This is a genomic window from Haladaptatus litoreus (assembly GCF_900156425.1).
GTDB classification, from domain to species: Archaea; Halobacteriota; Halobacteria; order Halobacteriales; family Haladaptataceae; genus Haladaptatus; species Haladaptatus litoreus.
Window position 1 is genome coordinate 1,486,464 of record NZ_FTNO01000001.1, and the last position, 23,432, is coordinate 1,509,895.

Annotated in this window: 24 protein-coding genes and 1 tRNA gene; 11 read left to right on the plus strand and 14 right to left on the minus strand. The window is 58.7% G+C overall.

Going from position 1 to position 23,432, the window contains the following annotated elements:
• Positions 1-52: 52 nt before the first annotated feature.
• The gene (locus BW974_RS07835) at positions 53-1,339 is read right to left on the minus strand and encodes a CDP-glycerol glycerophosphotransferase family protein (RefSeq protein ID WP_175609644.1); all 1,287 of its coding nucleotides are present in this window, start codon (positions 1,337-1,339) and stop codon (positions 53-55) included.
• Positions 1,340-1,448: 109 nt separating this feature from the next.
• Between BW974_RS07835 and sucC the strand changes: the two genes are divergently transcribed.
• From sucC to BW974_RS07850, 3 genes are all read left to right on the plus strand, one after another.
• Positions 1,449-2,591 (plus strand): ADP-forming succinate--CoA ligase subunit beta, encoded by a 1,143-nt coding sequence (sucC, locus tag BW974_RS07840; protein ID WP_076429508.1) that lies wholly within the window; start codon positions 1,449-1,451, stop codon positions 2,589-2,591.
• Positions 2,588-3,457, plus strand: coding sequence for a succinate--CoA ligase subunit alpha (gene sucD, locus BW974_RS07845; RefSeq protein ID WP_076429510.1), 870 nt, complete (start codon positions 2,588-2,590; stop codon positions 3,455-3,457). Before sucC ends, sucD begins: the two co-directional genes overlap by 4 nt.
• A gap of 101 nt (positions 3,458-3,558) precedes the next feature.
• Positions 3,559-3,828: a hypothetical protein gene (locus BW974_RS07850; RefSeq protein ID WP_076429512.1), complete on the plus strand. Its 270-nt coding sequence runs from the start codon at positions 3,559-3,561 to the stop codon at positions 3,826-3,828.
• An 81-nt stretch (positions 3,829-3,909) separates the two neighbouring features.
• Here the strand turns inward: BW974_RS07850 and BW974_RS07855 are convergent, their stop codons facing one another.
• From BW974_RS07855 to BW974_RS07870, 4 genes are all read right to left on the minus strand, one after another.
• The gene (locus tag BW974_RS07855; protein ID WP_076429514.1) at positions 3,910-4,467 is read right to left on the minus strand and encodes a twin-arginine translocation signal domain-containing protein; all 558 of its coding nucleotides are present in this window, start codon (positions 4,465-4,467) and stop codon (positions 3,910-3,912) included.
• A gap of 157 nt (positions 4,468-4,624) precedes the next feature.
• Positions 4,625-4,840 (minus strand): hypothetical protein, encoded by a 216-nt coding sequence (locus tag BW974_RS07860; protein ID WP_139328836.1) that lies wholly within the window; start codon positions 4,838-4,840, stop codon positions 4,625-4,627.
• A gap of 130 nt (positions 4,841-4,970) precedes the next feature.
• Positions 4,971-5,309 (minus strand): DUF7344 domain-containing protein, encoded by a 339-nt coding sequence (locus BW974_RS07865; protein ID WP_076429517.1) that lies wholly within the window; start codon positions 5,307-5,309, stop codon positions 4,971-4,973.
• A 392-nt stretch (positions 5,310-5,701) separates the two neighbouring features.
• Positions 5,702-5,776: transfer RNA gene (locus BW974_RS07870), tRNA-Val, on the minus strand.
• Between the two features lie 36 nt (positions 5,777-5,812).
• Here BW974_RS07870 and BW974_RS07875 point away from each other — a divergent pair.
• On the plus strand, positions 5,813-7,174 hold the full coding sequence (locus BW974_RS07875) for a hypothetical protein (protein WP_245799957.1): 1,362 nt from the start codon (positions 5,813-5,815) through the stop codon (positions 7,172-7,174).
• A 25-nt stretch (positions 7,175-7,199) separates the two neighbouring features.
• Here BW974_RS07875 and BW974_RS07880 read toward each other — a convergent pair whose 3' ends face one another.
• Positions 7,200-7,493 (minus strand): DUF7553 family protein, encoded by a 294-nt coding sequence (locus BW974_RS07880; RefSeq protein ID WP_076430300.1) that lies wholly within the window; start codon positions 7,491-7,493, stop codon positions 7,200-7,202.
• A 113-nt stretch (positions 7,494-7,606) separates the two neighbouring features.
• On the opposite strand from BW974_RS07880, the gene BW974_RS07885 reads away from it, so the two are divergent.
• Positions 7,607-8,560, plus strand: a complete 954-nt coding sequence (locus BW974_RS07885; protein WP_076430301.1) for an MBL fold metallo-hydrolase — start codon at positions 7,607-7,609, stop codon at positions 8,558-8,560.
• On the plus strand, positions 8,557-10,266 hold the full coding sequence (locus tag BW974_RS07890; protein WP_076429519.1) for an adenine deaminase C-terminal domain-containing protein: 1,710 nt from the start codon (positions 8,557-8,559) through the stop codon (positions 10,264-10,266). The genes BW974_RS07885 and BW974_RS07890 overlap by 4 nt, the downstream gene beginning before the upstream one ends.
• A gap of 1 nt (position 10,267) precedes the next feature.
• Here the strand turns inward: BW974_RS07890 and BW974_RS07895 are convergent, their stop codons facing one another.
• From BW974_RS07895 to BW974_RS07905, 3 genes are all read right to left on the minus strand, one after another.
• Positions 10,268-10,465, minus strand: a complete 198-nt coding sequence (locus tag BW974_RS07895) for a hypothetical protein (protein WP_049970366.1) — start codon at positions 10,463-10,465, stop codon at positions 10,268-10,270.
• 41 nt (positions 10,466-10,506) lie between these two features.
• On the minus strand, positions 10,507-10,812 hold the full coding sequence (locus BW974_RS07900) for a HalOD1 output domain-containing protein (RefSeq protein ID WP_076429521.1): 306 nt from the start codon (positions 10,810-10,812) through the stop codon (positions 10,507-10,509).
• A gap of 112 nt (positions 10,813-10,924) precedes the next feature.
• Positions 10,925-11,587, minus strand: coding sequence for a helix-turn-helix domain-containing protein (locus BW974_RS07905; RefSeq protein WP_076429523.1), 663 nt, complete (start codon positions 11,585-11,587; stop codon positions 10,925-10,927).
• A gap of 310 nt (positions 11,588-11,897) precedes the next feature.
• On the opposite strand from BW974_RS07905, the gene BW974_RS07910 reads away from it, so the two are divergent.
• Together BW974_RS07910 and psmB are read left to right on the plus strand one after the other, a co-directional pair.
• Positions 11,898-12,077, plus strand: coding sequence for a hypothetical protein (locus tag BW974_RS07910; protein ID WP_076429525.1), 180 nt, complete (start codon positions 11,898-11,900; stop codon positions 12,075-12,077).
• 90 nt (positions 12,078-12,167) lie between these two features.
• Entirely contained in the window at positions 12,168-12,902 is a 735-nt protein-coding gene (gene psmB, locus BW974_RS07915) for an archaeal proteasome endopeptidase complex subunit beta (RefSeq protein WP_076429527.1), read from the plus strand.
• Between the two features lie 122 nt (positions 12,903-13,024).
• On the opposite strand, the gene BW974_RS07920 is transcribed toward psmB, so the two are convergent.
• Positions 13,025-14,548 (minus strand): glutamate-cysteine ligase family protein, encoded by a 1,524-nt coding sequence (locus BW974_RS07920; protein ID WP_076429529.1) that lies wholly within the window; start codon positions 14,546-14,548, stop codon positions 13,025-13,027.
• 157 nt (positions 14,549-14,705) lie between these two features.
• Here BW974_RS07920 and ligA point away from each other — a divergent pair, with 157 nt between their 5' ends.
• The 3 genes from ligA to BW974_RS07935 all read left to right on the plus strand — a co-directional run bounded on the left by ligA (position 14,706) and on the right by BW974_RS07935 (position 18,452).
• Positions 14,706-16,352: an ATP-dependent DNA ligase LigA gene (gene ligA / locus BW974_RS07925; RefSeq protein WP_076429530.1), complete on the plus strand. Its 1,647-nt coding sequence runs from the start codon at positions 14,706-14,708 to the stop codon at positions 16,350-16,352.
• A gap of 348 nt (positions 16,353-16,700) precedes the next feature.
• A complete protein-coding gene (locus BW974_RS07930) occupies positions 16,701-17,450 on the plus strand; it encodes an MBL fold metallo-hydrolase (protein ID WP_076429532.1) in 750 nt (249 codons plus the stop codon).
• 126 nt (positions 17,451-17,576) lie between these two features.
• Complete coding sequence (locus BW974_RS07935; RefSeq protein ID WP_076429534.1) at positions 17,577-18,452, plus strand: zinc ribbon domain-containing protein; 876 nt, start codon at positions 17,577-17,579, stop codon at positions 18,450-18,452.
• Between the two features lie 32 nt (positions 18,453-18,484).
• Here BW974_RS07935 and BW974_RS07940 read toward each other — a convergent pair whose 3' ends face one another.
• The 4 genes from BW974_RS07940 to BW974_RS07955 all read right to left on the minus strand — a co-directional run bounded on the left by BW974_RS07940 (position 18,485) and on the right by BW974_RS07955 (position 23,156).
• Positions 18,485-18,670: a hypothetical protein gene (locus BW974_RS07940; RefSeq protein WP_076430302.1), complete on the minus strand. Its 186-nt coding sequence runs from the start codon at positions 18,668-18,670 to the stop codon at positions 18,485-18,487.
• A 93-nt stretch (positions 18,671-18,763) separates the two neighbouring features.
• On the minus strand, positions 18,764-19,855 hold the full coding sequence (locus tag BW974_RS07945) for a DNA topoisomerase IV subunit A (protein WP_076429537.1): 1,092 nt from the start codon (positions 19,853-19,855) through the stop codon (positions 18,764-18,766).
• Complete coding sequence (locus tag BW974_RS07950; RefSeq protein ID WP_076429539.1) at positions 19,852-22,263, minus strand: DNA topoisomerase VI subunit B; 2,412 nt, start codon at positions 22,261-22,263, stop codon at positions 19,852-19,854. Before BW974_RS07950 ends, BW974_RS07945 begins: the two co-directional genes overlap by 4 nt.
• Positions 22,264-22,364: 101 nt before the next feature.
• Positions 22,365-23,156 carry a bacteriorhodopsin gene (locus BW974_RS07955; protein ID WP_076430303.1) on the minus strand — a complete coding sequence of 264 codons (792 nt, stop codon included), beginning with the start codon at positions 23,154-23,156 and terminating at the stop codon, positions 22,365-22,367.
• Positions 23,157-23,432 lie beyond the last annotated feature (276 nt).

Here is a 23,432-nt window from a genome sequence, read left to right on the forward strand (position 1 = left end):
TAATATATGGATGTGTCTTGAACTCTGGTGTGACAACAGTAATCACAAAATTCTATATAGTTCGGTCGGTGCGAACCCCGAACAGTTCCCGACGAATCGCGTCGTGCACGACTTCGGACTGCTCGCCAGTTCGATTCACGTCGGTCAACAGCTTTCGGGTGAGTTCGCGTCGTGCAGTTTTCTCTAGATCGGTTTCGAGCGCCCACGAGAGGCCAGTCAACAGTTCATCGAAGTTCGAAGCGACCGGCCCTGCCGTGATTTCGTCGTAGTCGAAATAGAAGCCCCTCGATTTCTCGTACCGGTCGCGGTCGTATGGGAAGAAGACGACCGGCCGGTCGAGGGCGAGGTAGTCGAAGTAGATGGACGAATAATCCGTCACGAGCGTATCGGCGTATCGAAGTAGCGGGTACACGTCGAATTTTCCCGGCAATTTGACGATTCGTTCGCAGTTCGACGGCAGGTCGAACTGCTCTCTGGGATGGGTTTTGACGACGAAATAGGCGTCCGTTCGGGCCAGAAAATCGTCGAGTTCGTGGAAATCGAACTGCGCCGAAAACCGACGTTCCGAGTCGTCTCGGAACGTCGGTAGGTAGAAGAAAACGTGGTGATTCCGCGAGAGACGCCGAACTCGGTGTCGGGCCGTTTCGTCCTCGCCGATTTCGCTCCCTCGAACGTCCGAAAACAGCGCATCGAGACGAGGATAGTCCGCAAAAATCATCCGGTCGCGGTCGATGTGGAGGCCGGATTCGAACACCTCCGCGAGGTTCTCGCTTGGAACCAGCAGTCGGTCGAACTCGTTGCTCATGTACTCGTAGACTCTTCTGACCGGGACCGGTTCGTCCGGAAATTCGGCGTCCCACGAGATGGTCTTCAGGGGAATCCCGTGCCACAGCAGCACCGTCCTCGCGCCCGCACAGCAGGGCATGGCGACATCGCGGTGTCCCTGCGTCAGGAGGACGACGCCCGCGCGGAGGTTCGCCAGCAGTCCATGGAGCGAGTAGGCGTAGTAGGCCTCGTACCCCGCTTGCTGGAGTTCGCGCACGACGTCCCGGTCTTTCGAGAGCCAAACGGGGCGAACGCCGGGACGTTCGTTGGCGACGTGCAGGAACAGGTATTTCGCGTTGTCCACGAACGCCTCGCCATCGCGCGCGCCGAACACCCAGCGGGTGTCGTCGCGCGTCCACAGTCCGGCCGACGTTCCGAACTGCCACAGTCGTTCCAACAGGACGTACAGCACCCACTGGAGGAGGAGGGCGGGTGACCATCGTTCGATTCGGTCGGCGAGGGGTCGAACCAGTGACCGTTTCAGCGGTGCGAGAACCGATTGGCCGATTTTCACAACTGGACTGAACGGTCCCCGTCGGCAAAAATTACCTGCCCGCGCCGGGGTGTCCCGTCGGAAGTGAACCGGCGGGATTTAAGCGGCGCGACAACCCCCTTTCGAGTGCATGAGGCTACACGAGTACCAGGCGAAGGAGGTGTTCTCCGACGCGGGGATTCCGACGCCCGATTCGGCACTTGCAGAGAGTGTTGACGAGGTCGTCGAAGCGGCGGAGGATATCGGCTACCCCGTCGCGGTGAAAGCGCAGGTACATGTCGGCGGCCGCGGAAAGGCCGGAGGCATCAAACTCGCAGAAGACCGCGACGAGGCGGAAGAGGCCGCAGAATCCATCATCGGGATGGATTTGAAAGGCTACACTGTCGAGAAGGTGTTGGTCGAAGGGGCCGTCGATTTCGTCAACGAACTCTACGTTGGCGTGACGATGGACCGCGGCGAGGGCAAACCCGTCGCCATGGTGTCCACGAAAGGTGGCGTTGACATCGAAGCAGTCGCCGAGGAAACCCCCGACGCAATCGCTCGGGAACACATCGACCCGGCGTTCGGAATGCACCCGTATCAGGCCCGAAAAGCGGTGTACGACGCGGGCGTTGACAGCGACATTGCAATGGACGTTGCGAGCGTCCTCACGACGCTGTACGACCTGTGGGACGACAAGGACGCGAGCGACGCGGAAATCAACCCGCTGATGGTCACGAGCGACGACGAAATCGTCGCCGCGGACGCAGTGCTCAACATCGACGGCGACGCGCTGTTCCGCCACCCCGACCTCGCGGAGATGGAAGAGGACTCCTACGAGGACGACCTCGAACGCAAGGCTGGCGAGTACGGTTTCGACTACGTCCGACTCGACGGCAACGTCGGCATCATCGGCAACGGTGCCGGACTGGTCATGACGACGCTCGACCTCGTGGACTACTACGGCGGCGACCCCGCCAACTTCCTCGACATCGGTGGCGGCGCGAAAGCGGAGCGCGTGACGAACGCACTCGACATGGTGTTCTCGGACGAGAACGTCGATTCGGTCGTCTTCAACATCTTCGGCGGCATCACCCGCGGTGACGAGGTTGCCAAAGGTATCAACGAGGCGCTCGAATCGCTGGACGAGATTCCGAAACCGGTCGTCGTTCGACTCGCCGGAACCAACGCCGAGGAAGGGATGGAAATCCTGAACACCGACCTCGTTCAGGTCGAAGCAACGCTCGAAGACGCGGTTCAGCGTGCCGTCGAAAACGCGGAGGAAGAACAATGAGCATTCTCGTCAACGACGACACCCGAGTAGTCGTCCAAGGTATCACTGGCGGTGAAGGACGGTTCCACACCGAACAGATGATGGAGTACGGTACGAACGTCGTCGCCGGTGCTGTTCCCGGCAAGGGTGGGCAAGAAGTCAAAGGCGTGCCCGTCTACGACACCGTCCACGAAGCAGTCGCGGAGGAAGACGCCGACGCATCGGTTATCTTCGTCCCGCCCGCCTTCGCGGGAGACGCAATCTTCGAAGCACTCGACACGGACCTCGACCTCGCGGTCGCCATCACCGAAGGCGTCCCGACGCAGGACATGTCGAAGGTGTACAAGCGTCTCTCGGAGACCGACACGCGACTGCTCGGCCCGAACTGCCCCGGCATTATCACGCCCGGCGAGGCCAAACTCGGCATCCTCCCCGGCAACATCTTCGAGGCCGGAAACGTCGGCCTCGTCTCCCGTTCGGGGACGCTGACCTACCAAGTGGTCGATAACCTCACCCAGCGCGGCATCGGCCAGACCACCGCCATCGGCATCGGTGGCGACCCGATTATCGGTACGGACTTCATCGACGCTCTCTCGCTGTTCGAGGACGACCCGGACACCGACGCAGTCGTCATGTGCGGTGAAATCGGCGGCGAGGACGAAGAAGACGCCGCGGCGTTCATCGCGGAGAACATGGACACCCCTGTGGCCGGCTTCATCGCGGGCCGAACCGCCCCGCCAGGGAAGCGCATGGGTCACGCCGGTGCGATTGTCTCCGGCAGTGGGACGGGAACTGCGGAGAGTAAGATCAACGCACTGAACGACGCGGGCGTCCCGGTCGGCGACACGCCCGAGGAAGTCGCGGACAACATCGAAGACTTCCTGTAGAGTCGTTCGAGTTGCGGATTTTTGGTTTCTTTTTAGCTATGTTGTTTTTCGGTACGTCTTGTGCCACAAAGCGTATTATTCATTTCAATCATTAGTTGGTAATGTCCGCGAGCGAGTTGATAAATCGTCGCAATATCGGTTTTGCGATGATACTCATCGGCCTGTTAGTTCTCATTCTGTCGAAACCCGACATTGGCACTTTTTGTCTCGCTGGTTCAAGTGGGGGAAGCATCGACCGTATCGTCATCGAATGGCACGAAATAGGGATTTCGTCCGGTGATTGTTACTCGTATCTCAAACCTGCTGGTTTCATCGGAATCGGTGTTCTGAGCATTGTCGGTGGTAGTGCTATGGCAGTTCGAAACTGGTAGAAGTTTGAAACTTGTTGAATTCTCAAAAGACAGTGATGGCTCGAATGTTGGTCACACCCAAAAATAAATTGCAGACCCGACTCAGCAGTCGTCTCCAACCTCTACTTCCGCATCGTCCGAAACTGCTTCACCGTCTTTCGTCACTGGTGGGTCTTCGATACCGTTCGATTCCGCGTAGTCGAAGACGCTGTTGTCGTCCCGGTCACGGTGAAGCATCGCAACGAGTGTCTGGTCTTCTTTCAACTCCGATTTGTCGAACTCCCGGCCGCTGATATAGTCGAATAGTTGTACTTCGACGTTTTCGTGGGTTCCTTCGAAGAGGTGGTCGGTAACGCCGATGATGCTTTCGACGGGTTTGTCGTCGTACAATCGTTCGTCGTGAATGACAATAAATCCGTGTTCGGGAAGCGTGGCAGATTTCACGGTGACCGTGGTGCCATCCGTCGTTTGCGATTCGAACGTGACTGATGGCGAGGATTCCGTTTCGGACGAATCCTCGGCCGCGAGCGCGGTTCCACCGAGTGTAACTGCTGCACTCGCAACCGCGGTGGTGGTGAGGAAGGTTCGTCGCGAGGTTTTTTTGGACGGCGACTGACTTTGTTCTGGGTCGTTCTTACGCGGAGGATTGGATGCAGTCATCTATTTATCTGCCAATCTCTGGCGTTCAATAATTAGTAGAGAATTGATAAATATTTTCTGGGAGTGATAGTAATACTGTCACTTATAATTATAAAAACATAAACCACGAAAATAAGAAATGACGAACGTATGGTCGAAGTCCATTTCAATAATATATTCAGACTGCCCCGTCCTTTTCGCGTTTCTGCAAATGGAGTACTGCGGCGATGGACAAACTCGTGAACCCAACGAGTATCATCGTTCGGGCGATGCTCGCCCCAACTGTGTTGGCCACCATGCCTACTGACACTATGTCGCCGACGCGGACGAGAAGCGCGATGGTGAACGCCGACGCGCTAAAACTGATGAGAATTCGTCTTCCCGAATTTGTCAAATTGTACACAACTTGAGTTAGCAGAATCACTGTTCTGCTGTCTGAAAATGCAAAAACTCGGGTTGACTGGATTCGAACCTCATAGGGAACATATTCACTTGCCAGTCAGCACGAGAAAACTACCCCGCTGTCACTCCTCCGATTCGGGTTCTTCGATTATTTTGGCGAGATTGATGATTGTGTCGAATTCCGGCGATGTACCGTTTATTTTCACCATCTTTTCGTTGACGTCGTATTCGATGAACTCGACATTGGCCGTTTTTGGAAGGTCGGTGTGGACGAGCGATATTTCCACTTCTCTAAACTTGTCTGCTGGAATGTCGTTTCCCGATGCACTACTCTCCCAATCGGCCACCGTCTCCACAAGTTCGTCCACGGGAACTGATTCCCCTTGTTCTTCGAGGTAGTAGAGCACGTATCGCCGCCGTTTTTCGCTCAGGAGGTCGAAAATTGTATTTAACGAAGCCATCACTACGCACCTGTTAATACTTCAGTACTATAGATAGCTTTTGGTGCGTTAACAATTTTTAGTCATAGGTTATTCGAACTACTCGTTTTGCATCGTGGCCCGCGTAATTCGCTAACGATATTTTCGTTCGGGGGAATTTCTGTCTGCCATAGAGAAACTTGTTGGCTGAGAACCAACAAATTTAGTTATCGATGGAGACTTTTTGTTCCGCTCGCGGATCTGCTTGCCATAGAAGTAAGGGGTCGGGGCAGATTCGAACTAGACAAGTCGCGCGAGCGAAGTGAGCACGTCTTGGCGTGGTTCGAATCTGCCCCGCTCACGAATTTGCCGTTCGTGTGAGAGACAAGCGTCGCAGACGCGCCGCTCGTCGGATTACTCACGCCAAAATTCAGTGGGTCGGGGCAGATTCGAACTGCCGATCTGCTCCGTGTGAAGGAGCTGTCATAACCGGACTAGACTACCGACCCGCGTAGTTTGACGTTTCCCTGCCCGAGACTTAAGGCTTGCTTTCGACAGTGGGCGGCCACCACGACCAAGACCGACCGATGCCGAAAGCGACCATGACCGACTGGAACGTGGTGAGCGTCGAAGAGGTCGCCCCCGAAGTTCGAACCGGCGAGAAATCGCTCCATCGCGTCCTCGAAGAACACGCAGGGAAACGGACGAAATTCGTCCTCCCGGAAGGTCGCTACCGTCTCGACGGTCGATTCGAGCACAACGACTGCGAGGCGATTGCCGTCGTGGGCGACCCCCACGCCACGCTGGTCGTGACCGACCCCGACCAGCAGTACGGACTGGATGTCGGTGGAGGATGGGGCGCAACTCCAGAAAATTCCGCCGAATCGGTTGAAATACGAAACCTCACCTTCGACATGACTGCCGACGGCGTCGGGTCGCAAGCAGTCTCGGCGCGGGCGAGCCACGACCTGAAAATCGAGGATGTGAGGGTCGATGGCGAATGCGCCGCCGCAGACAAGGGTGCCCTCGGCGCGATTTACGCGGCGGTAACGCACCCCGACGGAAAAGGAATCGTGTCCGTCTCACTCCCCGACGGCTGTGAGTTCCGCCCGGACACGTATCCCGACCAGTCCGCCGTCGAATCCCAAACCAGCCACCCAATCGGTATCAGCGTCACGGACGACCATCGCGGCGAGTTGACGTTTCGGGACTGCCACGTCGAGGGGTGGGTCAACAACGGCGGCTATCTGGCGGGCGGCGAAGGCCCCTGCATCGTGGAGGGCGGGATCTGGACAAACAACGGCAACGCGAACCTGCGGTTGGGGAAGGACGACGTGGCCCACGATGTTCGAATCGAAATGGACGAAATCGAGTACACCGGGTGCGGCCTCTGGCTACAGGAAGGAAACGTGCGGGTTTCGGGCGGTGAGATTTCCCTCCCGAACTGCGATAACGACGGTCTACGCGTGTCGAGCGAGTCTGCTCAGATACGCGATCTGCAGATCGACTGCGAGTCGTCGGCACGAGCCATCAAAGTCAACGACGGAGGTGGGTCGGTTCTGCTGGACGGTGTCGAACTGGACGACTGGGGCGACGGCTCGAAACACGGCTACTGCGCCGAAATCTGGCGCGAAGGAACGACGCTTCGGAACTGCCGACTGGCGTTTCACTCCGGCGAGAAGAACCGAAACGGAATCAACCTCGTTGCGCCCCGAATCGTTTTCGACGGCGTGACTGCGACCCACGACGCGGACGACAGAACGACCGTGCTGGTCAAAGGCGACCACGTCGAATTGCTGAACTCCACGTTTCGGGGACGCGTGGACGTAGACCGAAAGAATGCAAAATCGCCGCGGTTCGAGAACGACGATTTTACCGACTGCGAGTGCGTCGGATTCGACTACTGATTCGTTTACGACCGAGTATCCGCGATTAACTCATTCCGATGCGTTTTCGCGCGTCTTTGACCGCATCGCGCGACCGCCGTTTTGCTTCCCGTGACCGACGTTTGACCTTCTGCGACCGTTGCTTGGCAGTCTGCTCCGCGTTTCGAAGATTCTTTCGCACTTTCTCCCGGCGCGTCGGTTCCGGTTCAGATTCCTGCTCTCTCCCCGTCCACGTTCTGAATTTTCGTTCTCCGGTATCCAACTCCGCTTGGACGCCGCGGCGGAGATGACTTCCCGACCGTCGGAAATAGTACCACGCGTCTTTGAAATGTTTGTTCATCGTGCCACCCAATCATGTCCTTAGGCGAGCAACAGATAAAATCGTTCCGTCGAAGTTCAGACCGAACGGTCGTTCAAAAACGGTATTATCCCGGCCGAGAAAAACACGGGTGTATGTTTACGCGGCTTTCGATTCCGACGCCGTTTCAAATCGGCCCGGTGAACGCCTATCTTTCGGGGCGAACGCTGGTCGATCCGGGGCCGGGAAGTGAGGAGGCATGGACCGCACTGCTCGAGGGGTTAGAAGGAAACGGGATGGGACCGACCGACATCGAACAGGTTCTCGTCACGCACCCTCATCCCGACCATTTCGGGTTGGCAAAACGACTCCGCGAGGCGGGTGCGCGCGTCGTCGCGAGTCACGACACTGCGTCGATTATTCGCGATTTCGTATCCCGACTGGAGTACGAACAGTCGTATTTCGCCGATTTCTTCGACAAAAGCGGAATGGCGAGGACGACGGCGGAAACCGTCACCAATCTTCCGGAAGCGTACCTGTCGGTTTCTCCCGGCGTCGAAACCGACCTCGAACTCGCAGACGGCGAGTCCGTCACAGTGGACGGCGTCGATTTGACCGCGGAGTCCGTGCAGGGTCACGCGCCCGGCGAGACGATTTTCACGTTCGAAGAAAGCGGTAAATCGAAAGCCATCGTCGGCGACCACGTTCTCGCAGACATCACGCCGAACCCGCTACTCCAACCACCGATGGAAACGGGTGGCAATCGCCCTCGCGTCCTTCCGGCGTTCAACCGCTCGCTCTCCGAGCTTCGTGAGCGCGAACTGGATTACATCTTCCCGGGGCACCGCGAAGAAATCGGAAACCCGACTGGGCGAATCGGTGAAATTCTGGAAGCACACGAAGATCGCACCGAAAACGTCCGCGAATTGGTCGAGGGGCCGACGACGGCGTTCGACGTGATGGAAGGGCTGTTCGACGACCTTCCGGCGACGGAGTACTTCCCGGGGATGAGCGAGGCAGTCGGTCACTTGGACGTGCTCGAAGAGCGCGGCGACGTAAGCCGACAAGAACAAGGTGGTGTCGTGATGTACGAAGAGGTATCTGCATGAACGACTTGCAACCAGTCGCGCTCGGAGAGGAGCCAGCAGACCTCGTGATTCGAAACGGGCGTGTACTGCTTCCCGAACCCGGCGAGTTCCAAGCCAGAGACGTGGTCGTGACGAACAACCGTGTCGCCGCGCTTCCGAAGGACGCGACGGACGCAATCGGCGACGACACGAAAGTCATCAACGCCAACGACCGCGTCGTTTCGCCGGGATTCATCGACGCCCACACGCATATCGACCTTCACCAGACGTTCGAGAACGCCTACCACTACGCACTCGAAGGCGGAACGACAACAGTCGTGACCGAAGTGACGGGATTCGGTCCGGCGTTCGGCCCGGAAGGCGTAGAGCAGATGCTCGCCGCAACGTCCTACCTTCCGATTCGTGTGTACGCGACCGTCCCGCCGCAACCGCTCCTCGACACGTTCGGCCCGGCGCGCGGGGATTCCGACGCGCTCGCAAATCTGCTCGAAGACGCGAGAATCGTCGGCGTCGGCGAAACCGATTGGATTCACGCCGTGGGGCGCGACACGCCAGCAGAAGCCTTGTACGACCGCGCAGAACGGGTCGGCAAAACCGTCTCGGGCCACGCCGCGGGCTGTTCCGAAGAGAAGCTACAGGCGTTTTCGACCATCATCGACGACGACCACGAGGCGATTTCCGGCGAGGGAATCGTAGAACGCGTCGAAAACGGGATTCACGCAATCGGTCGATGCGGGTCGATTCGGGACGACATGAGAGCAGTCGGCGAGGCCTACGAGGAAATCGGTGCCGACGAAATCTCGCTCTCGACCGACGGCATGTGGCCTCGTGAACTCATCCGCGAAGGCTACATGGACGTGGTCGTTCGGCGGGCAATCGAGGAAGGAGTTCCGCCTGCCGACGCTATTCGGATGGCCACGCTCAATCCGGCCCGACATTTCGGCCTCCAAAATCTCGGCTCGCTCGCGCCCGGCAACATCGCCGACATCGTTCTTATCGACGACTTGGAAACCGTCAACGTCACCACCGTCATCAGCGGCGGCGAAGTCGTCTACAACAAACACGAGACGACCGTCGCCCCGCGCTCCTACGAGTATCCGGAGCATTTCTACGACAGCGTTAACGTCAGCACCGACCCCGACCAGTTCCGCGTTTCGGCGACGGACAAGCCGGTTCGCGCAATCGAGTACCGGGAAGGGTTGCTGTCGGGACAAACGACGGTGTCGCCTCCAGTCGAAGACGACGAACTCGTCGCAGCACCGGAGGACGACCTGCTGAAGGTGACCTTGCTCGACCGTCATCCAGAAGGCGACGGAACCGGGTTCACCGGATTCTTGACCGGTTACGGGTCGTTCGAGGGTGCAGTCGCAACCAGCGTGGTCTGGGAGACGCCCGGTGTGATAGCAGTCGGAAGCGGCGACGACATGCGGCGTGCTGTTACGCACGTCAACGAGATGGGCGGCGGTTGGGCCGTCGTCAGGGACGGCGAAGTTGTCACTGAACTACCAATGCGAGTCGCTGGCGTCTGTTCCGACCTCGAAGTGGAGGAAACGGCGAAACTCTACGACGCCGTAGAGAGCGCCCTTCGAACGCTCGGCGCGAACGTCGAACGGCCGATGCTCGCCGTTCAGACACTCACGTTCCCGGGCGTTCCGTCGCTGAAAATGGCTCCGTCGGGTTACGCCGACATCTTCTCACGCGAAATCGTCGGCCTGCAGGTCGAGTAGTTCACGGTCGCTCGCCTTCGTGTTCCCGAATCGTTCGGATCTGTTCGTAAGGGAAGAAGTTTCGCCCACCTTTTCGTCGTAACCACACGCCCGTTTCGTAGAACTCTAGCTTATCCCCTTCGACCGGCGAAACGATGTTCTGCTCTCCCCCGCGCGTGCCGGACGGTACGAGGTACACGTCGTACAGTGTGTCTGGCATGAACACGTGCTACGCCGGAAAAGCGCAAAAACGTACTGGCCTCACTCGGCGTCGCAGATGATGACCTGACCGTCGTCCTCGATAACGACGGCATACCCGTGATGGCGAAATTCGACTCGCGCGGGAACAGCTACGTGAGACGATCGGTCGAACAAATCCATCAATGCGTCGGGGCTAACGCTCTCGTAGAGTGGTTCCATCTCCGTCGGCGGGTCGTCCGACACGTCCGAGAGTGCCTCGATGACCGTCTCTGTAATCGGGCCGTCGCCGTCGTGTGTCGTTTCGTGGAGGACGGATTTGTCTCTCCCGTGAGTAGTTCGCCGCTCGTCGTGTGACTCTCTACACATTTCGGACACCTCAAGGATTCTGAATTTTCTGGAGGGCAGTTCGCGATTTCATACCTTCGGAAATGAGGGGACGAGGAAGTGAATCCTTGGGGTTTACTGGTTCACGTCTTTATTACCCCTCCGATAGATTCGTCGATTCGCTCGGGGGAAACAGAGCCGAGTCGAGCATTCGGTCTAATCCCCGCCGCAGCCGACCTGATGCGGCTTGCGGTGAAATGTCCAGCGTCTCCGCCAGTTCCGAGAGCGAAATGTCCCGAGGGACGCGGAAGTAGCCCGATTCGAACGCGGTAACGAGGGCTTCTCGCTGTTCTTCGGTGAGGTCGTATCGTTTCATCGGGAGTTCTGAAACCGGATAGATTCGCCGCACTTCGTAGGAAATCGACGCTTCGTCACACGACTCTCTGAACTGGCCGGTCGCTTCGTGGTCGGGAAATCGGACGCGGAACAGCCATCCGTCACGGTTCCCCTCGACGTAGAGAACCGTCGCCGCCTGATGGGTCAGTATCTCGTAGATTCCACCGTCGGCAGACCAGACCGCCCGACAGAGCGCGCCGTGTTCGGTTTCACTTAGCACGTCGATGGAATCGACCGACGACCCTTCGAGAGACACGTCGGCAACGAACGTCGCGTCACCGATGACCCAAAAGTACGGCATCGCTTTTTCTCCCGTCGGAACGATGCGTTCCAGTTCGATGCGCACCTCCGGCCGGTGGGAGAACAGTTCACCCAAGGGGAATCCGTCGGTCGGAAGCCGAAATTCGACGACGACGTTCATAGCTGTGGTTGGGGGCGACGCGCGTCAACCCTTGCGGCCACGTCACCGGTTTCTCGCCCCGGTTATTCTCCGGCGGCCCTTCGAATGCGCACGAGAGGCGGATAATCCTCATAACTTACGCATACTGGCAGCGTTGGAAACTCAGTTCTGACGCGGAATCGGCCGCAAATCCACATGGATTTGTTTGAAAAACAACTGTAGTTGAATCGCAAGACTGCGTCGGGGTAGTTGCTAGATTCAAATCATTATGAATTAATACCGGCATAAACGCTTTTATACTGGTGTGGCTCAGCGTCGGTCGAGGTTTCAGATGTTCGCACCGCTACGACGCGTTACACTGTTCGCCCTGTACCAGATGAGCGTCCTGACCGGTATCCTCTTGCTCCCGGTTGCCATCATGGCCCGGCGAGTCGGAGTGCCGTTCCCGATGCACCGACTCATGGAGCCTATCGGAAACGCATACGAGGAGTCCGCAAAGCCACGTCCGTAACCGCGTCCTGCGTTTTTGTCCGACCCTTTGGCACGGAATCGCACACCGAAAGGGTTGGTTTTATCAGTACTGGCGGACTACGTTCGCTTAATGCGTAGCCCAATGCACGACTCCGAATTTTCACGTAATATGGAGCGCTTCGGCAGCGGCCAGACGAATCCCTACGAGCCGGAAATCGGCTCACTCCCAGAGAACAACTTCTCGAAGGAGGACATGAAAAACGTCAACAAAACCGGCACGACCACCATCGGTCTGACCACTGCCGACGGCGTCGTCATGGCGACGGACATGCGCGCCAGCCTCGGCGGTCGCTTCGTCTCCAACAAGAACGTCCAGAAGGTCGAACAGATTCACCCGACCGCCGCGCTCACCATGGCAGGGTCGGTCGGCGGTGCCCAGTCGTTCATCCGAACGATGCGCATCGAGTCGAACCTCTACGAATCCCGCCGCGGCGAGCAGATGAGCATGCAAGCGCTCTCCACGCTCGCGGGCAACATGCTTCGCGGCGGCCCGTTCTTCATGGTGTCGCCGATTCTCGGCGGCATCGACGAAGAAGGCGCGCACATCTACAGCCTCGACCCCGCAGGCGGCGTCATGTCCGACGATTACACCGTCACGGGTAGCGGGATGCAACTCGCCTACGGTGTCTTAGAACAGGAGTACGAAGACGGCCTCTCGAACGAGGAAGCGAAAACCATCGCGGCCCGCGGTATCAAAAGCGCCGTCGAGCGCGACACGGGCAGCGGAAACGGTGTCTTCCTCGCCGAAATCACCGACGAGGGCGTCACCATCAACGGGCACAAGAACTTCGACGACGTTCTGTAGAGCAGTCTCCTTTCTTCTTTCGTCGCTTCGCTGTCTTGACAGCGAAGCGACCGAATCCCACTTGCTCGGAAGAATCTCGCACGTTCAGAATAATCCCGTTCGCTCAGAATACTCTCGCTTGCTCAGAACTCCGTTTTCCCGCGACCGACCCAGTTCGCAAAGCTCCCGTCGATGAGCGTGTGGGTCTGCTTTTCGATGTATCTGCTCTGCATTTCCGTAATTGCGTCTTCCAGACTCGCACCGTCTTCGATTCGTTCGCGAACCTCGTTTTGCTTCCACTTGGCGGGCGTGATGTCGTGACGGGCGCGCTGGCGGAGCGGCCAGAGGTATTTCGCGGCCTGTTCGTCCGACAGGCCGCGAGCTTGTAATCCATCCTTCGCGTGCGCAAACAGGTCGGAGAACAGTTCCTCCGTATCCGTCGTCTCCTTGCCGTCGTTCGTAATCCAGTAGAGGTCGGCGTCCAGTCCGTCGCGCATCGCGGCGTAGAAGTTGTCCTTGGCGACGACCCAATCGAGGTGGGTGACCGGGTGTTCTCTGCGGAACGTGCTTTCGAGGAGTCCCGCGAAGGCCGCCTGAAACGCGATGGAGTCACGAACCGTTGGCTGTGCGGCAATCGGCCTGAATTCGATGCGGGCGTTCGCGGCGGAGCGCGTCGCCCCGCCGAACACCGGTCGAACCCACCGCCAGTAGGTGCCGTGTTTCAGTCTAAAATGGGCGAATCCGTCGTCGAACCTGTCCGAACGAGATACCGGCATCGGGACGATTGTGCGGTCGTTGACGATGTTGTCGATGGCTTCCTCCGCGGATTCGAAATCCTGCGGGAAACAAACTTTTCCGGGGTCTTCTGCGTTCAGCACCGATTCGAAGACGCCGATTCGGTTCTCCATCCACGCCTCGTCCACGATTTCCTCCGGTGGCGTGTCGTCGTACAGGTCGGGCGGGAAAAAGGGCGAGTTGACGCCGAGCGCGAGCAGTGGTGCCGCGATTCGAGCGGCGTAGCGGAAATACGCCGGAAGGTCGCGGGCGTGCGGCACCTGATAGTGCGGTTGGATGGAGGTGATGAGACTCTCAGGCATCACTGTGTCCGCTTCGAGCGAGACATGTGGTGCGTCGAGTTCCATACCGACTTCGGCGTCCGTATTCGCCATCGCGTGATAGCGAACGGAATCGCTCATGTTCGACGCGATTCGCGTTCCCTCGTCCTCGATGCTGTTGGTCAGATACTTCCGCGCCGTCTCGCCCTCCGGCGGAATCGTCCAGAGGCCGTCGCTCACGAGAAGCATCTTTTCGGCGGTCGTTCGGTCTTCCGCCGCGGAGAGGCGGGCTTTCACTTCCGCCTCCTGTGCGGCCAGTCCGTGTGCGTTCAGGGGTTGCGGACTGGTGGACATTTCAGCGTTGTGCAGGCCGAGTTCTTTCTCGAAACCGATGAGTTCGAGCAGTCGGCGCGGAACGCGAGAGAGCGCCTTCGTCTCTCTGTCCACGGCGTAGAACTCGTATTCGAAGCCGACGATTGCTTGTGGGTTGTCGAACGTTCCGTCCGCGAGTTCTTCCTTGATGACCTCTGCGTCCTCTTCGACACGAGTTTGGAACTCCTCGCGGTCAACCGTGAGCACGTCTTTTACCTGCGACGCAAGGTCGTCAGTCATGCGCGGGAATGAGCGTGCCAGTGGCTTCAATCCACGGGCTTTGTCCTTGTCGTCGCTCGACTGCGGCGGATTCGCTGAAGCACAGTCCCAGCAATGCAACGAGTCCCCGGAAACCGAAAGCCGTGGCTTTAACTCCGGCTACCGGCAACCGTCGGTAATGGAGTTTGCGGAGTTCGCGGAACGGGCCGGAGATATCGAGGGGTTGAGCGCCGACACCGACATCATCGAGGCGGTCACCGACCTCCTCGAATCGGCGAACGACGACCTCGAAGTCCTCACCCGATTCGTACAGGGGCGAGTATTTCCGGCGTGGGATTCCACGACGCTCGACATCGGCCCGAACCTCTGTTACACCGCGATTGCGCGCGCCGCCGGGCAGAACGTTTCGGCGGACGACGTGGAGGACAAACTGGCCGAGATGGGGGATATCGGCGCAGTTGCGGGCAGTTACGAGTTCGGCGGCCAACAGGGGTTGGCCGCCTTCGGTGCGGGCCGGGACGAACTGACCGTCGCGGAAGTCGCCGACGAACTCGAAACGCTGGCCGGTGTCGAGGGGTCGGGCAGTCAGGATACGAAAATAGATATTTTGTTCGGGCTGTGCAACCGCACGAGTTCGCAGGAAGCGCGGTATCTCGCCCGCCTCGTCCTCTCGGAAATGCGAATCGGCGTCGGCGAGGGGACGGTTCGGGACGCCATCGCGGGAGCCTTCGACGTACCCGTCGAGGCAACCGAGCGCGCGCTTCAGGTGTCCAACGACTACGGCAGGGTTGCCCGAGTCGCCCGCGACGAGGGCGAACCCGGACTGGACGAACTACAACTCGAAGTCGGCAGGCCCGTACAGGCCATGCTCGCGCAGGCCGGAACCGTCACGGACGCGCTGGAAGACTGGGAAGAGGCCGGAATCGAATGGAAGTTCGACGGCGCGAGGGTGCAGATTCATTACGACGGCGAGGATGTCGGCGTCTTCTCGCGGAACATGGAGGACGTGACCGATGCACTCCCCGAAATCGTGGAGTATATCCGCGAAAACCTCTCGGTCCCGGCCATCGTGGACGGCGAAGTCGTCGCTATGGCGGACGGCGAACCACTCCCGTTTCAGGAAATTCTGCGCCGATTCCGCCGGAAACACGACGTGGCGCGAGCGCGCGAGGAGGTCGCCGTCGAACTCCGGGCATTCGACTGTCTGCACGCAGACGGCGAGGACTTGCTGACTGCACCTCTCACCGAACGCCACGACCGATTGCAGGCGATACTTTCGGGCGGCGTCTCCGCACTCACCGTCACCGCCGACGAAGACGAGATTGCGGAAATCGAGGCCAATTCCCTCGACGCGGGACACGAGGGCATCATGCTCAAAAATCCCGAATCGACGTACTCGCCGGGTCGTCGCGGGAAAAATTGGCTCAAACGCAAGCCCGACGTGGAAACTCTCGACCTCGTGGTGACCGGCGCGGAGTGGGGCGAAGGACGCCGGGCGAGTTTCCTCGGGACGTTCCTGCTGTCCGCGCGAACCGAGAACGGCCGGTTCGAAACCCTCGGCAAGGTCGCCACCGGAATCACGGACGAGGAACTTGCCAACCTGACGGAACTGCTCGAACCCCACATCGCGGCGCAGGAGGGGCAAGTCGTGGACATTTCGCCACAGGTCGTTTTCGAAGTGGGCTACGAGGAGATTCAGGAGTCGCCGACTTACTCGGCCGGATACGCACTCCGATTCCCGCGGTTTTTGGGAGTCAGGGACGACAAATCGGTCGAGGATGCGGATTCGCTGACGCGTGTAGAGCGACTCGCGGAGTCGCAGTAAGAGGTATGGTGGATTGGGTCTCTTTTCGAAGCCACACAAACCCTGTGGCGCGTGCGTCGGCAGGCCTGAGGCCGTTCCGAAGGCCTGCCGACTATCACACGAGGTCTTCGTGAGCGACGCAGGAGCGAGCGAACGGCTCGTCGGAGCTCGTCTCCGACGGTGGACGACCGAAGCGAGTCGGTTGGGGAGGTCTGTGGACGGTTGCGGATGCGGTTTCAGTGGAATCGTGATTTATAATCTACTCGACAAAGCCGATTTCTTTAGAACCGATTCGCACGACCCGACAAATCCCTTCTCTCACCCGCTTTGGCCGAATCCTTTTACCCGAAAACCACCCTACCCACGGCCATGACGCTCAAACACGACGAGTTGACGGTGGAGTGGTTCGGCTACGCGACGGTGCGACTCGAAACCGAAGACGGCTTCGTCGCCTACATCGACCCCGGGCGGTACGGCGTGCTGACGGGCGACTGGGAACCCGACACTCTGGGCGTGGGACATCCGGAGCCAGTAGATTACCGAGCGGAAGATGGGGATGTCGTCTTCGTCACGCACAACCACCATTACGACTCGGACGGCATCGAGCGCGTTGCGAGCGACGATGCCACCGTGGTCGTCTACGACGGCGTGAACACCGAGGAAATCGACCGGGACGTGAAAGCCGTGGACGACCTTCCATACGAAATTCGGCGAATCGGTGAGGAAGACCACCTGACGGTCGGCGACTGCGAGGCGTGGTCACTCCCGGCCTACAACGAACCGAACGGCCCGCACACGCGAGGGAACGGCGAACCGTTCCATCCGAAAGGCTTTGGTGTCGGATTCCTCCTCTCGTTGGGCGGAACGACGGTGTTCTGGCCCGGCGACTCCGACGTGCTGGCGGGACACCGAGAACTCGAAGTCTCTCTATTCCTCCCGCCAATCGGCGGTAGTTTCACGATGGACAGACGCGAATCGGCGGAACTGGCAGAAGCACTTTCCCCCGACCTCGTGGTGCCGATTCATTACAACACGTTTTCCGCGCTCGAAACCGATTCCGAGGCGTTTGCAGAAGACGTAGAAAGCCGAGGTGTTTCCGTCGCGCTGGACGAAGAATGAGGGGAGCCGAGGAGTGCGGTCAAACGAGGATTGAGGCCGAGAGGCTGCGATTTCGGGATTGATTCAGTCGTTCGAATCGGTCATCCCAACGCAATTTATTTGGTAGCTGCCGAACACGTTTTTACCATGAGTCCCCGACGTTCCTCCAACTTCTGTGCGCACTGCGGTGCGGCGCTCACTTCCGGAGCGTCCTTCTGCTCGCAGTGCGGAACCGCAGTCGAGACGGGTTCCACCGGGTTCGACTTTCAATCCACACTCGATGGCATCGCTAAACGCGGCCGGGGGTCGGACGTGAAGAGCCGTCGCCCCGAATTTCGCCGACGCATCCAGGACCTCACCGTCGAAGGATGGGAGGTAAAACACGATTACGGCGACCGTGTCGTGATGATACGCCGAAAATTCGGGTCGATTCCCGTCCACATCCTCCTCCTGCTGTTTACCACACCAGTCGGAAATCTCCTCTATGCGTGGTACAGCTACTCGCCGGGTGCCGACCGTATCGAACTCCGAGAGGACGGTGGAGAGCAGTTCATGGAAGAATCCGGCTATTCGACCAACTGGACGCTACAATCGGCCGCCGCGTTCGTCGTGAGTTCAGTGCTCGGCTTTTTCGCGACGATTCTGGGACTTATTATCATGTTGATCAATGTTGGGTCGGGAATCTTCCTCTTTGGAGCCGTATTCTTCATTCTCGGGTTGATTTTACTCCTCCTCGCACCACAGCACGTGCCGGGATTCAAATCGCTCACCACGTTCGGCACTGTCCGCTCGACGGACGAGAAAGTCATCTCGGAACCGACCGCCCCGTGTACTATCTGCTCTGGCCCGGTCGGAACCGGCGTCGAACGAACGTTCAGCGAGAAAGAATACTTCGCCGGAATGCCCGTCACGACGGTGAACAAAGGCGAGAACAAATATTGCCGGTCGTGTGCCAGCGGCGATGTCAAGCCTGTCGAAACCGAATTCGATTCCGAGTTCGATTTCGAATCTGAGTTCGCATAGTGAACTCGCTTATCGGATGACTGTTCGAAATCTCAGTCCGAAATACCGCCGTTCAGGGCGTCAAAAACCGCGAGCACCGCCAAGCCGATTGCAGCGAACCCCGCAAGTTCGGACAACAGCGGATTCGAGACGTTCATCGAGTAGTTGGTAAGCACCCAAATCACCGCGAACACCATCGCACCGATGCCGGTCAACTTCAGGTTTAGCCACTTGCTCATTGAAGAGAGTACGCTCGCGATGGACATGATAACTGCTGATTGTCCAGTATAATAAAATATCATGGTGAGAGGGAGAATTAATTTGTGGTCAGCTTAGATGATTCCCATGTCGCTTAGCCGCTCGGGAAGATAGGTTTCGGTCACGAAATCGAGGCCGTGCGAGGCGAGCGCCTGCTGTTCGGATTTCTTCTCGATTTCGAGCTGAAGCTCTATCTGTTCTTTCCAGTAGTCGGTCTGGTAGCGCGGGTCTTCGAGCTCGCTTTCGAGCGCGTTTTTGTCCGAATCGCTCAGGGGGTCTGTCGGCAGGTCGTACTCCACGATGTCCGCCGGTTGGACGCCGATGAACTTCGCGTCGGGCGTGGCGAGATAGTCGCTCAGATGCGCGCTCTTGATAGAACCGTAGGCGACGGAACCGTAAATCCGGTAACTCCACGGGTCACCGTCAGTGAAGACGGTGACCGGCAGGTCGAGTTCCTGATGGAGTCGGCGCGTAATTCGCCGGGTTGCTCGTGCTGGCTGTCCTTTCAGGTGGACGATGAGGGCGTTGTGTTCGTCGTCGAAACCGTTTTCGACCAGTCGGTCGCGCATACCACCGGTTTCCACGCAGAGGATGAAATCGGCGTCGTGATCGAGAAATTCGATGGTGTCCGGATTGTTCGGAATCTGGTAGCCACCTTCGCCGACGTCCTCTTGACAGTGGATGTCGCGCTCGCCCCGCCGAGTCTGCTCGCGGAGGAAAAGCGGCCCCATGAGAGTTGCTCCCGACTCCTCCGGGCGCATGTGGAAATCCTCGCGTGTGACGTCCGAGACGATTTCCAAGTCCTCGATGAGTTGGTTCGACTCGTCTTGGTCTGAAAACTGCGCTTCCTTCGCGTCCCACGATTCGGAGAGGTAGTACAACTCACGAAGGGTCGAAGAGCGGTCTTCTTCCAACTGGTTCGAGAGGAAGTCGATGGTGTACACCGCCTTCAGCAGTTTCCGCGCCCCGCGAACGCTGTTCGCGCTCCGGGTGCTTTTTCGGTCGCCGTACACCCACACGCGCTCGTCTTCGTCGTACTCGATGTTGCTCTTCGTCCGCGTCGGGATGGACATCTCCGGAATCTGTCCCCCCGCGAACTGGTCGTAGAACTCCGCGGCGAGGTCGATGAGTTTCCGTTGGGCTTCGGTGTTGTCGTCTGCGCTCATGTGTTGTTGGTCAGTCGTTCGTCTTCGATTCCCTCGACCGTCACCCGGTCGAACGATACGTCTTCCGCGATTCGATACTCCAACACGGCTTCCTCTCCGCTCTTAACGGTCGGTTCCCACGTCACGAACCACTCGTCGTCCATCTCGACGGCGGTTGCACCGTCCGAGAGGTTTTCCGGCTTCGTCGCCACGATTTCAGTCAGTTTCGGCGATTCGTTCGTTCCGGAGTGATTCTCCACGACCAGCGAGACGGCTCCGTCCTCGACTTCTCGTTCGACCAGCACGTTGTTCATGATGCGCGCCAGCGAGTCGCCGATGTCCAGTTCGTCGTTGCCAGTTACGTCCGAGAGCTTTTGGGCCATCTCGGGCAGGATGGTCGCGATGACGCTTTGTTTCTTCTGGCGCTTTTTGAGCGACTGGCGCTTGTTGAGGTAGGATTTGAGTTCGCGGGCCGCTTCCCGAATCGCCAGTTCGATTTCGTCCTCGATTGCCGGAACGTTCGCGACCGCGTCCTTCGACTCGCTCGTGAACGGAACGTTGGTCGAAGCGACGTGAACCATGATAACGACTGGGCCGTTCGGGACGCCGCGCCCGCCGGGTTGGTCGAGATTGTAGTTCCGCCAGCCGATGGATTTTATCACGTCGGTCGTCGCACACGCCCCGCGCTGGTAAACCAGCGGAACGCGGTTTGCGAAGCGGAGCAGTTCTGCCGATCCCTCGGCTTTGAGTTCGCCGCCGTAGGCGATTCCGGCTTCCACGATGAACGGGTCGCCGCCGTGAACGTCGGCGTCACGGGTCGCCGCGGCGTAGAAGTCCGCGTCGTACTCCTTGCGCAATCCGGCCTCCACGAGGTTCGCCGTGATGGGCGACAGACAGTTCGTCGGTGGCGAGATGATGTCCGTCTGCTTCATCGCGTCCAGAAGTTCACTCGCAGTGTCGCGGCTGTCGGCGATTGCGTTCACTTTCGGCGCTTCGTCGGGAACCGTCACCATCGAATCCCAAATCGCGTCGAAAACGTTCTCGCGCGCCGTTTCGCCGATGGTCACTTCCTCGCGCTCCTCGGTCATGTCCCCCGCGCGGGCGACGTATTCGCGGAGTTTCTTCGCGGTTGCGCGGTCGTATCCGTCCTCGCTCTCGAACTTCGCGGCGATTCGCTCGGCGAGCGCGCGAACCGTCTCGTCGTCCTTCCGGGTGCTCGTCGCCCCGTCCACGAGTTCGTACAGGTCGGTCACGCGGTCGTTCGTGATGGCCTTCCATCCAGCATCGAGTGCGTTTTCCTGTACCGTCTCGCCGAAGGAGGTTCCGAACTCTTCTTCGGTTTCCTCGGCGGCGAGTCGGACGATTGCGCGGAGCCGATGGTGCGAGATTCGGTCGGCATCCGAAACTTTCTCCGCAATCGTCTCGGCAAACGCGGCGGTTGCGTCGGCACCTTTGTTCGCCACTGCGTCCTCGACGGCGATTTTCACGTCGGCTTCTTCGTGGGCCTGCGGGCCTCGCCACGCGGCCTCGCGTCCGAAGTGGTTGTCGCGGAAGTTCTCGATGACGTTTTCTGCGGTTTTCTTTCCGACGCGGGTGAACTCGGTTTGGAGGAATCCCGAGACGCTGTGGGAGTCCGTCTGGGCCAACATTTTCAGGAGCGTCCCGAGTTCGACGCCGTGTGGGTGCGGGCGGATTTCCTCGGTTTCGGCGGGGAGGTCTGCCTCCACGTCGCGTTCGAACTCCATCCACTCGTCGTCTCCCGGTTCCTTGAACCGGATTTCCGCGTGCGGATTGACGACCGCGGTGTGTTTGATGTAGCGCAGGAGTTGCGAGCGCGCCCGCATGTTCGCCTCCATCTCCAGTTCGATGTGCGTGCCGTGCGTCGGTCGCAGGCTGCTTCTGGCGAGGTTTTGTTCCTCCTCGTGTCTGATTTCCGGTTCGTTCTGGTCGGTGTCGATGACGAGTTCGAAGTACTGCGCGGAGTCGCTTCCCGGCGTACTGCTCGTGATTTTCGCGGGCTTCCCGCTGGTCAACTGCGAGTAGAGGACGGCGGCGGAAATCCCGATACCCTGCTGGCCGCGGGACTGTTCGCGCTTGTGAAAGCGCGACCCGTACAGCAGTTTTCCGAACACTTTTGGAATCTGTTCCTTCGTGATTCCGGGGCCGTTGTCCTCGATAACGAGGCGGTAGTAATCCCCGCTCTCTTTGATTTCGACCGAGATACTGGGTTTGAACCCAGCCTCTTCGGTCGCGTCGAGTGCGTTGTCAACGGCCTCTTTGACAGCGGTGACTAACCCCCGGGCACCGCTGTCGAACCCGAGCATGTGCTTGTTCTTTTCGAAGAACTCGGCAATGGAGATCTGTCGCTGGCTTTCGGCCAACTCTTCGGCGATCCCCTCGTCGCCGAGCGTAGACTGCATCGAAGGCATTCTTCGCCAGTATTTATCGGCGGGAACGTTAAAACTGCCCCGATGGCTCGGTGAAAGTGAAAGTGGTCGTTTGAGAGCGACAGGAACGAGGTATCGTCCCTTTAATCGTCTCCGGGAGCGACACTCGGTTCTCTTTCAGCGGTTTCAGTAACGCCCGCGGGTTCGTCAGCGAGGAATCGGAGGAGCAGAAACGCGAACACGAATTTCGCGCCGATGTCGAGGAGACTGTAGCCCCACGAAGTGAGTGCAAGCCCCGAAACGCCGGTTCCGAGGAGCGCAATTCCCTCGGTTCCAATCGCCCAGACGATGGGGTATCCTATCCAGAGGACGACAGTGAGATATTTGAGACGATTGAACAGGTTTTGAACGTCTGGACTCTTATTGGCAACGTCGCGTGGCCACTCGACGAGGAGGATGTAGAGGACGATGGCGAAGAACGCCGAACTCAACAGGAACCACGTCCAACGGAGCCAAATCGCACGAGTCGTCAACGCCGCCGCAAGGCCGGTGAGACACATCGCCACGTCGAAAACGACAACTGTGAACAGTTTTGCTCGATTAGTTCCCGCGAGGAGTCCCAGCGCTAACAGGATGAGTGGCGTGGAAAACGTCCACGTGAGGTACCGGCCCCACAGTGTCACGCTTTCGCCTCGTCCCGGAATATCCACGACGCCGACTGTCAACCCCGAAACGAGGCCGAGGTAACTCGCAATCGAGACCGCCGGAATGCCGATAGTTGCCACGAAGATGAGTTTCACTCGGTTGTCCGTAACGTTCCGACCCATGTACACGAACAAGAGGAGCGAGAACCCCATGACGGCAATCATCGTCCACAACGAGGCCGATAGTAGTGGGTCGGACAGTGTTTGCTCCACTGCTGGGTCGAGTGCCATCGGAAGTGCCACCGCTATGGAATCAGTGTTCGGAATCATATGTCAATGGATAAGGGTTGGCCAGATATAATTTAGACGGAAACAAGCACGGCGCTACTCGTCGATATTAGCCGATACCGTCGTAATTACAGTATCTGAAGAATCTCAGAACGAGATGGACGTCGTTGATATGTAAGTAGAGTCGTACTGATTTCCGAAGTGGGTGTCTATCGTCGGCAGTAGATTACCGGCGAGCATCGCAAACAACAGACAGAAACACTGGCTCCGAAACGGGAC

Coding starts and splice junctions, on each gene's coding strand:
- BW974_RS07855 (WP_076429514.1), bottom strand. CDS start 4,467: ATGACTGCATCCAATCCTCCGCGTAAGAACGACCCAGAACAAAGTCAG.
- BW974_RS07885 (WP_076430301.1), top strand. CDS start 7,607: ATGTTTACGCGGCTTTCGATTCCGACGCCGTTTCAAATCGGCCCGGTG.
- sucD (WP_076429510.1), top strand. CDS start 2,588: ATGAGCATTCTCGTCAACGACGACACCCGAGTAGTCGTCCAAGGTATC.
- BW974_RS07950 (WP_076429539.1), bottom strand. CDS start 22,263: ATGCCTTCGATGCAGTCTACGCTCGGCGACGAGGGGATCGCCGAAGAG.
- BW974_RS07955 (WP_076430303.1), bottom strand. CDS start 23,156: ATGGCACTCGACCCAGCAGTGGAGCAAACACTGTCCGACCCACTACTA.
- BW974_RS07905 (WP_076429523.1), bottom strand. CDS start 11,587: ATGAACGTCGTCGTCGAATTTCGGCTTCCGACCGACGGATTCCCCTTG.
- BW974_RS07940 (WP_076430302.1), bottom strand. CDS start 18,670: ATGAGCAAGTGGCTAAACCTGAAGTTGACCGGCATCGGTGCGATGGTG.
- BW974_RS07935 (WP_076429534.1), top strand. CDS start 17,577: ATGAGTCCCCGACGTTCCTCCAACTTCTGTGCGCACTGCGGTGCGGCG.
- BW974_RS07895 (WP_049970366.1), bottom strand. CDS start 10,465: ATGCCAGACACACTGTACGACGTGTACCTCGTACCGTCCGGCACGCGC.
- BW974_RS07930 (WP_076429532.1), top strand. CDS start 16,701: ATGACGCTCAAACACGACGAGTTGACGGTGGAGTGGTTCGGCTACGCG.
- BW974_RS07890 (WP_076429519.1), top strand. CDS start 8,557: ATGAACGACTTGCAACCAGTCGCGCTCGGAGAGGAGCCAGCAGACCTC.
- BW974_RS07865 (WP_076429517.1), bottom strand. CDS start 5,309: ATGGCTTCGTTAAATACAATTTTCGACCTCCTGAGCGAAAAACGGCGG.
- BW974_RS07945 (WP_076429537.1), bottom strand. CDS start 19,855: ATGAGCGCAGACGACAACACCGAAGCCCAACGGAAACTCATCGACCTC.
- BW974_RS07900 (WP_076429521.1), bottom strand. CDS start 10,812: ATGTGTAGAGAGTCACACGACGAGCGGCGAACTACTCACGGGAGAGAC.
- BW974_RS07880 (WP_076430300.1), bottom strand. CDS start 7,493: ATGAACAAACATTTCAAAGACGCGTGGTACTATTTCCGACGGTCGGGA.
- BW974_RS07920 (WP_076429529.1), bottom strand. CDS start 14,548: ATGACTGACGACCTTGCGTCGCAGGTAAAAGACGTGCTCACGGTTGAC.
- ligA (WP_076429530.1), top strand. CDS start 14,706: ATGGAGTTTGCGGAGTTCGCGGAACGGGCCGGAGATATCGAGGGGTTG.
- psmB (WP_076429527.1), top strand. CDS start 12,168: ATGCGTAGCCCAATGCACGACTCCGAATTTTCACGTAATATGGAGCGC.
- sucC (WP_076429508.1), top strand. CDS start 1,449: ATGAGGCTACACGAGTACCAGGCGAAGGAGGTGTTCTCCGACGCGGGG.
- BW974_RS07910 (WP_076429525.1), top strand. CDS start 11,898: ATGTTCGCACCGCTACGACGCGTTACACTGTTCGCCCTGTACCAGATG.
- BW974_RS07850 (WP_076429512.1), top strand. CDS start 3,559: ATGTCCGCGAGCGAGTTGATAAATCGTCGCAATATCGGTTTTGCGATG.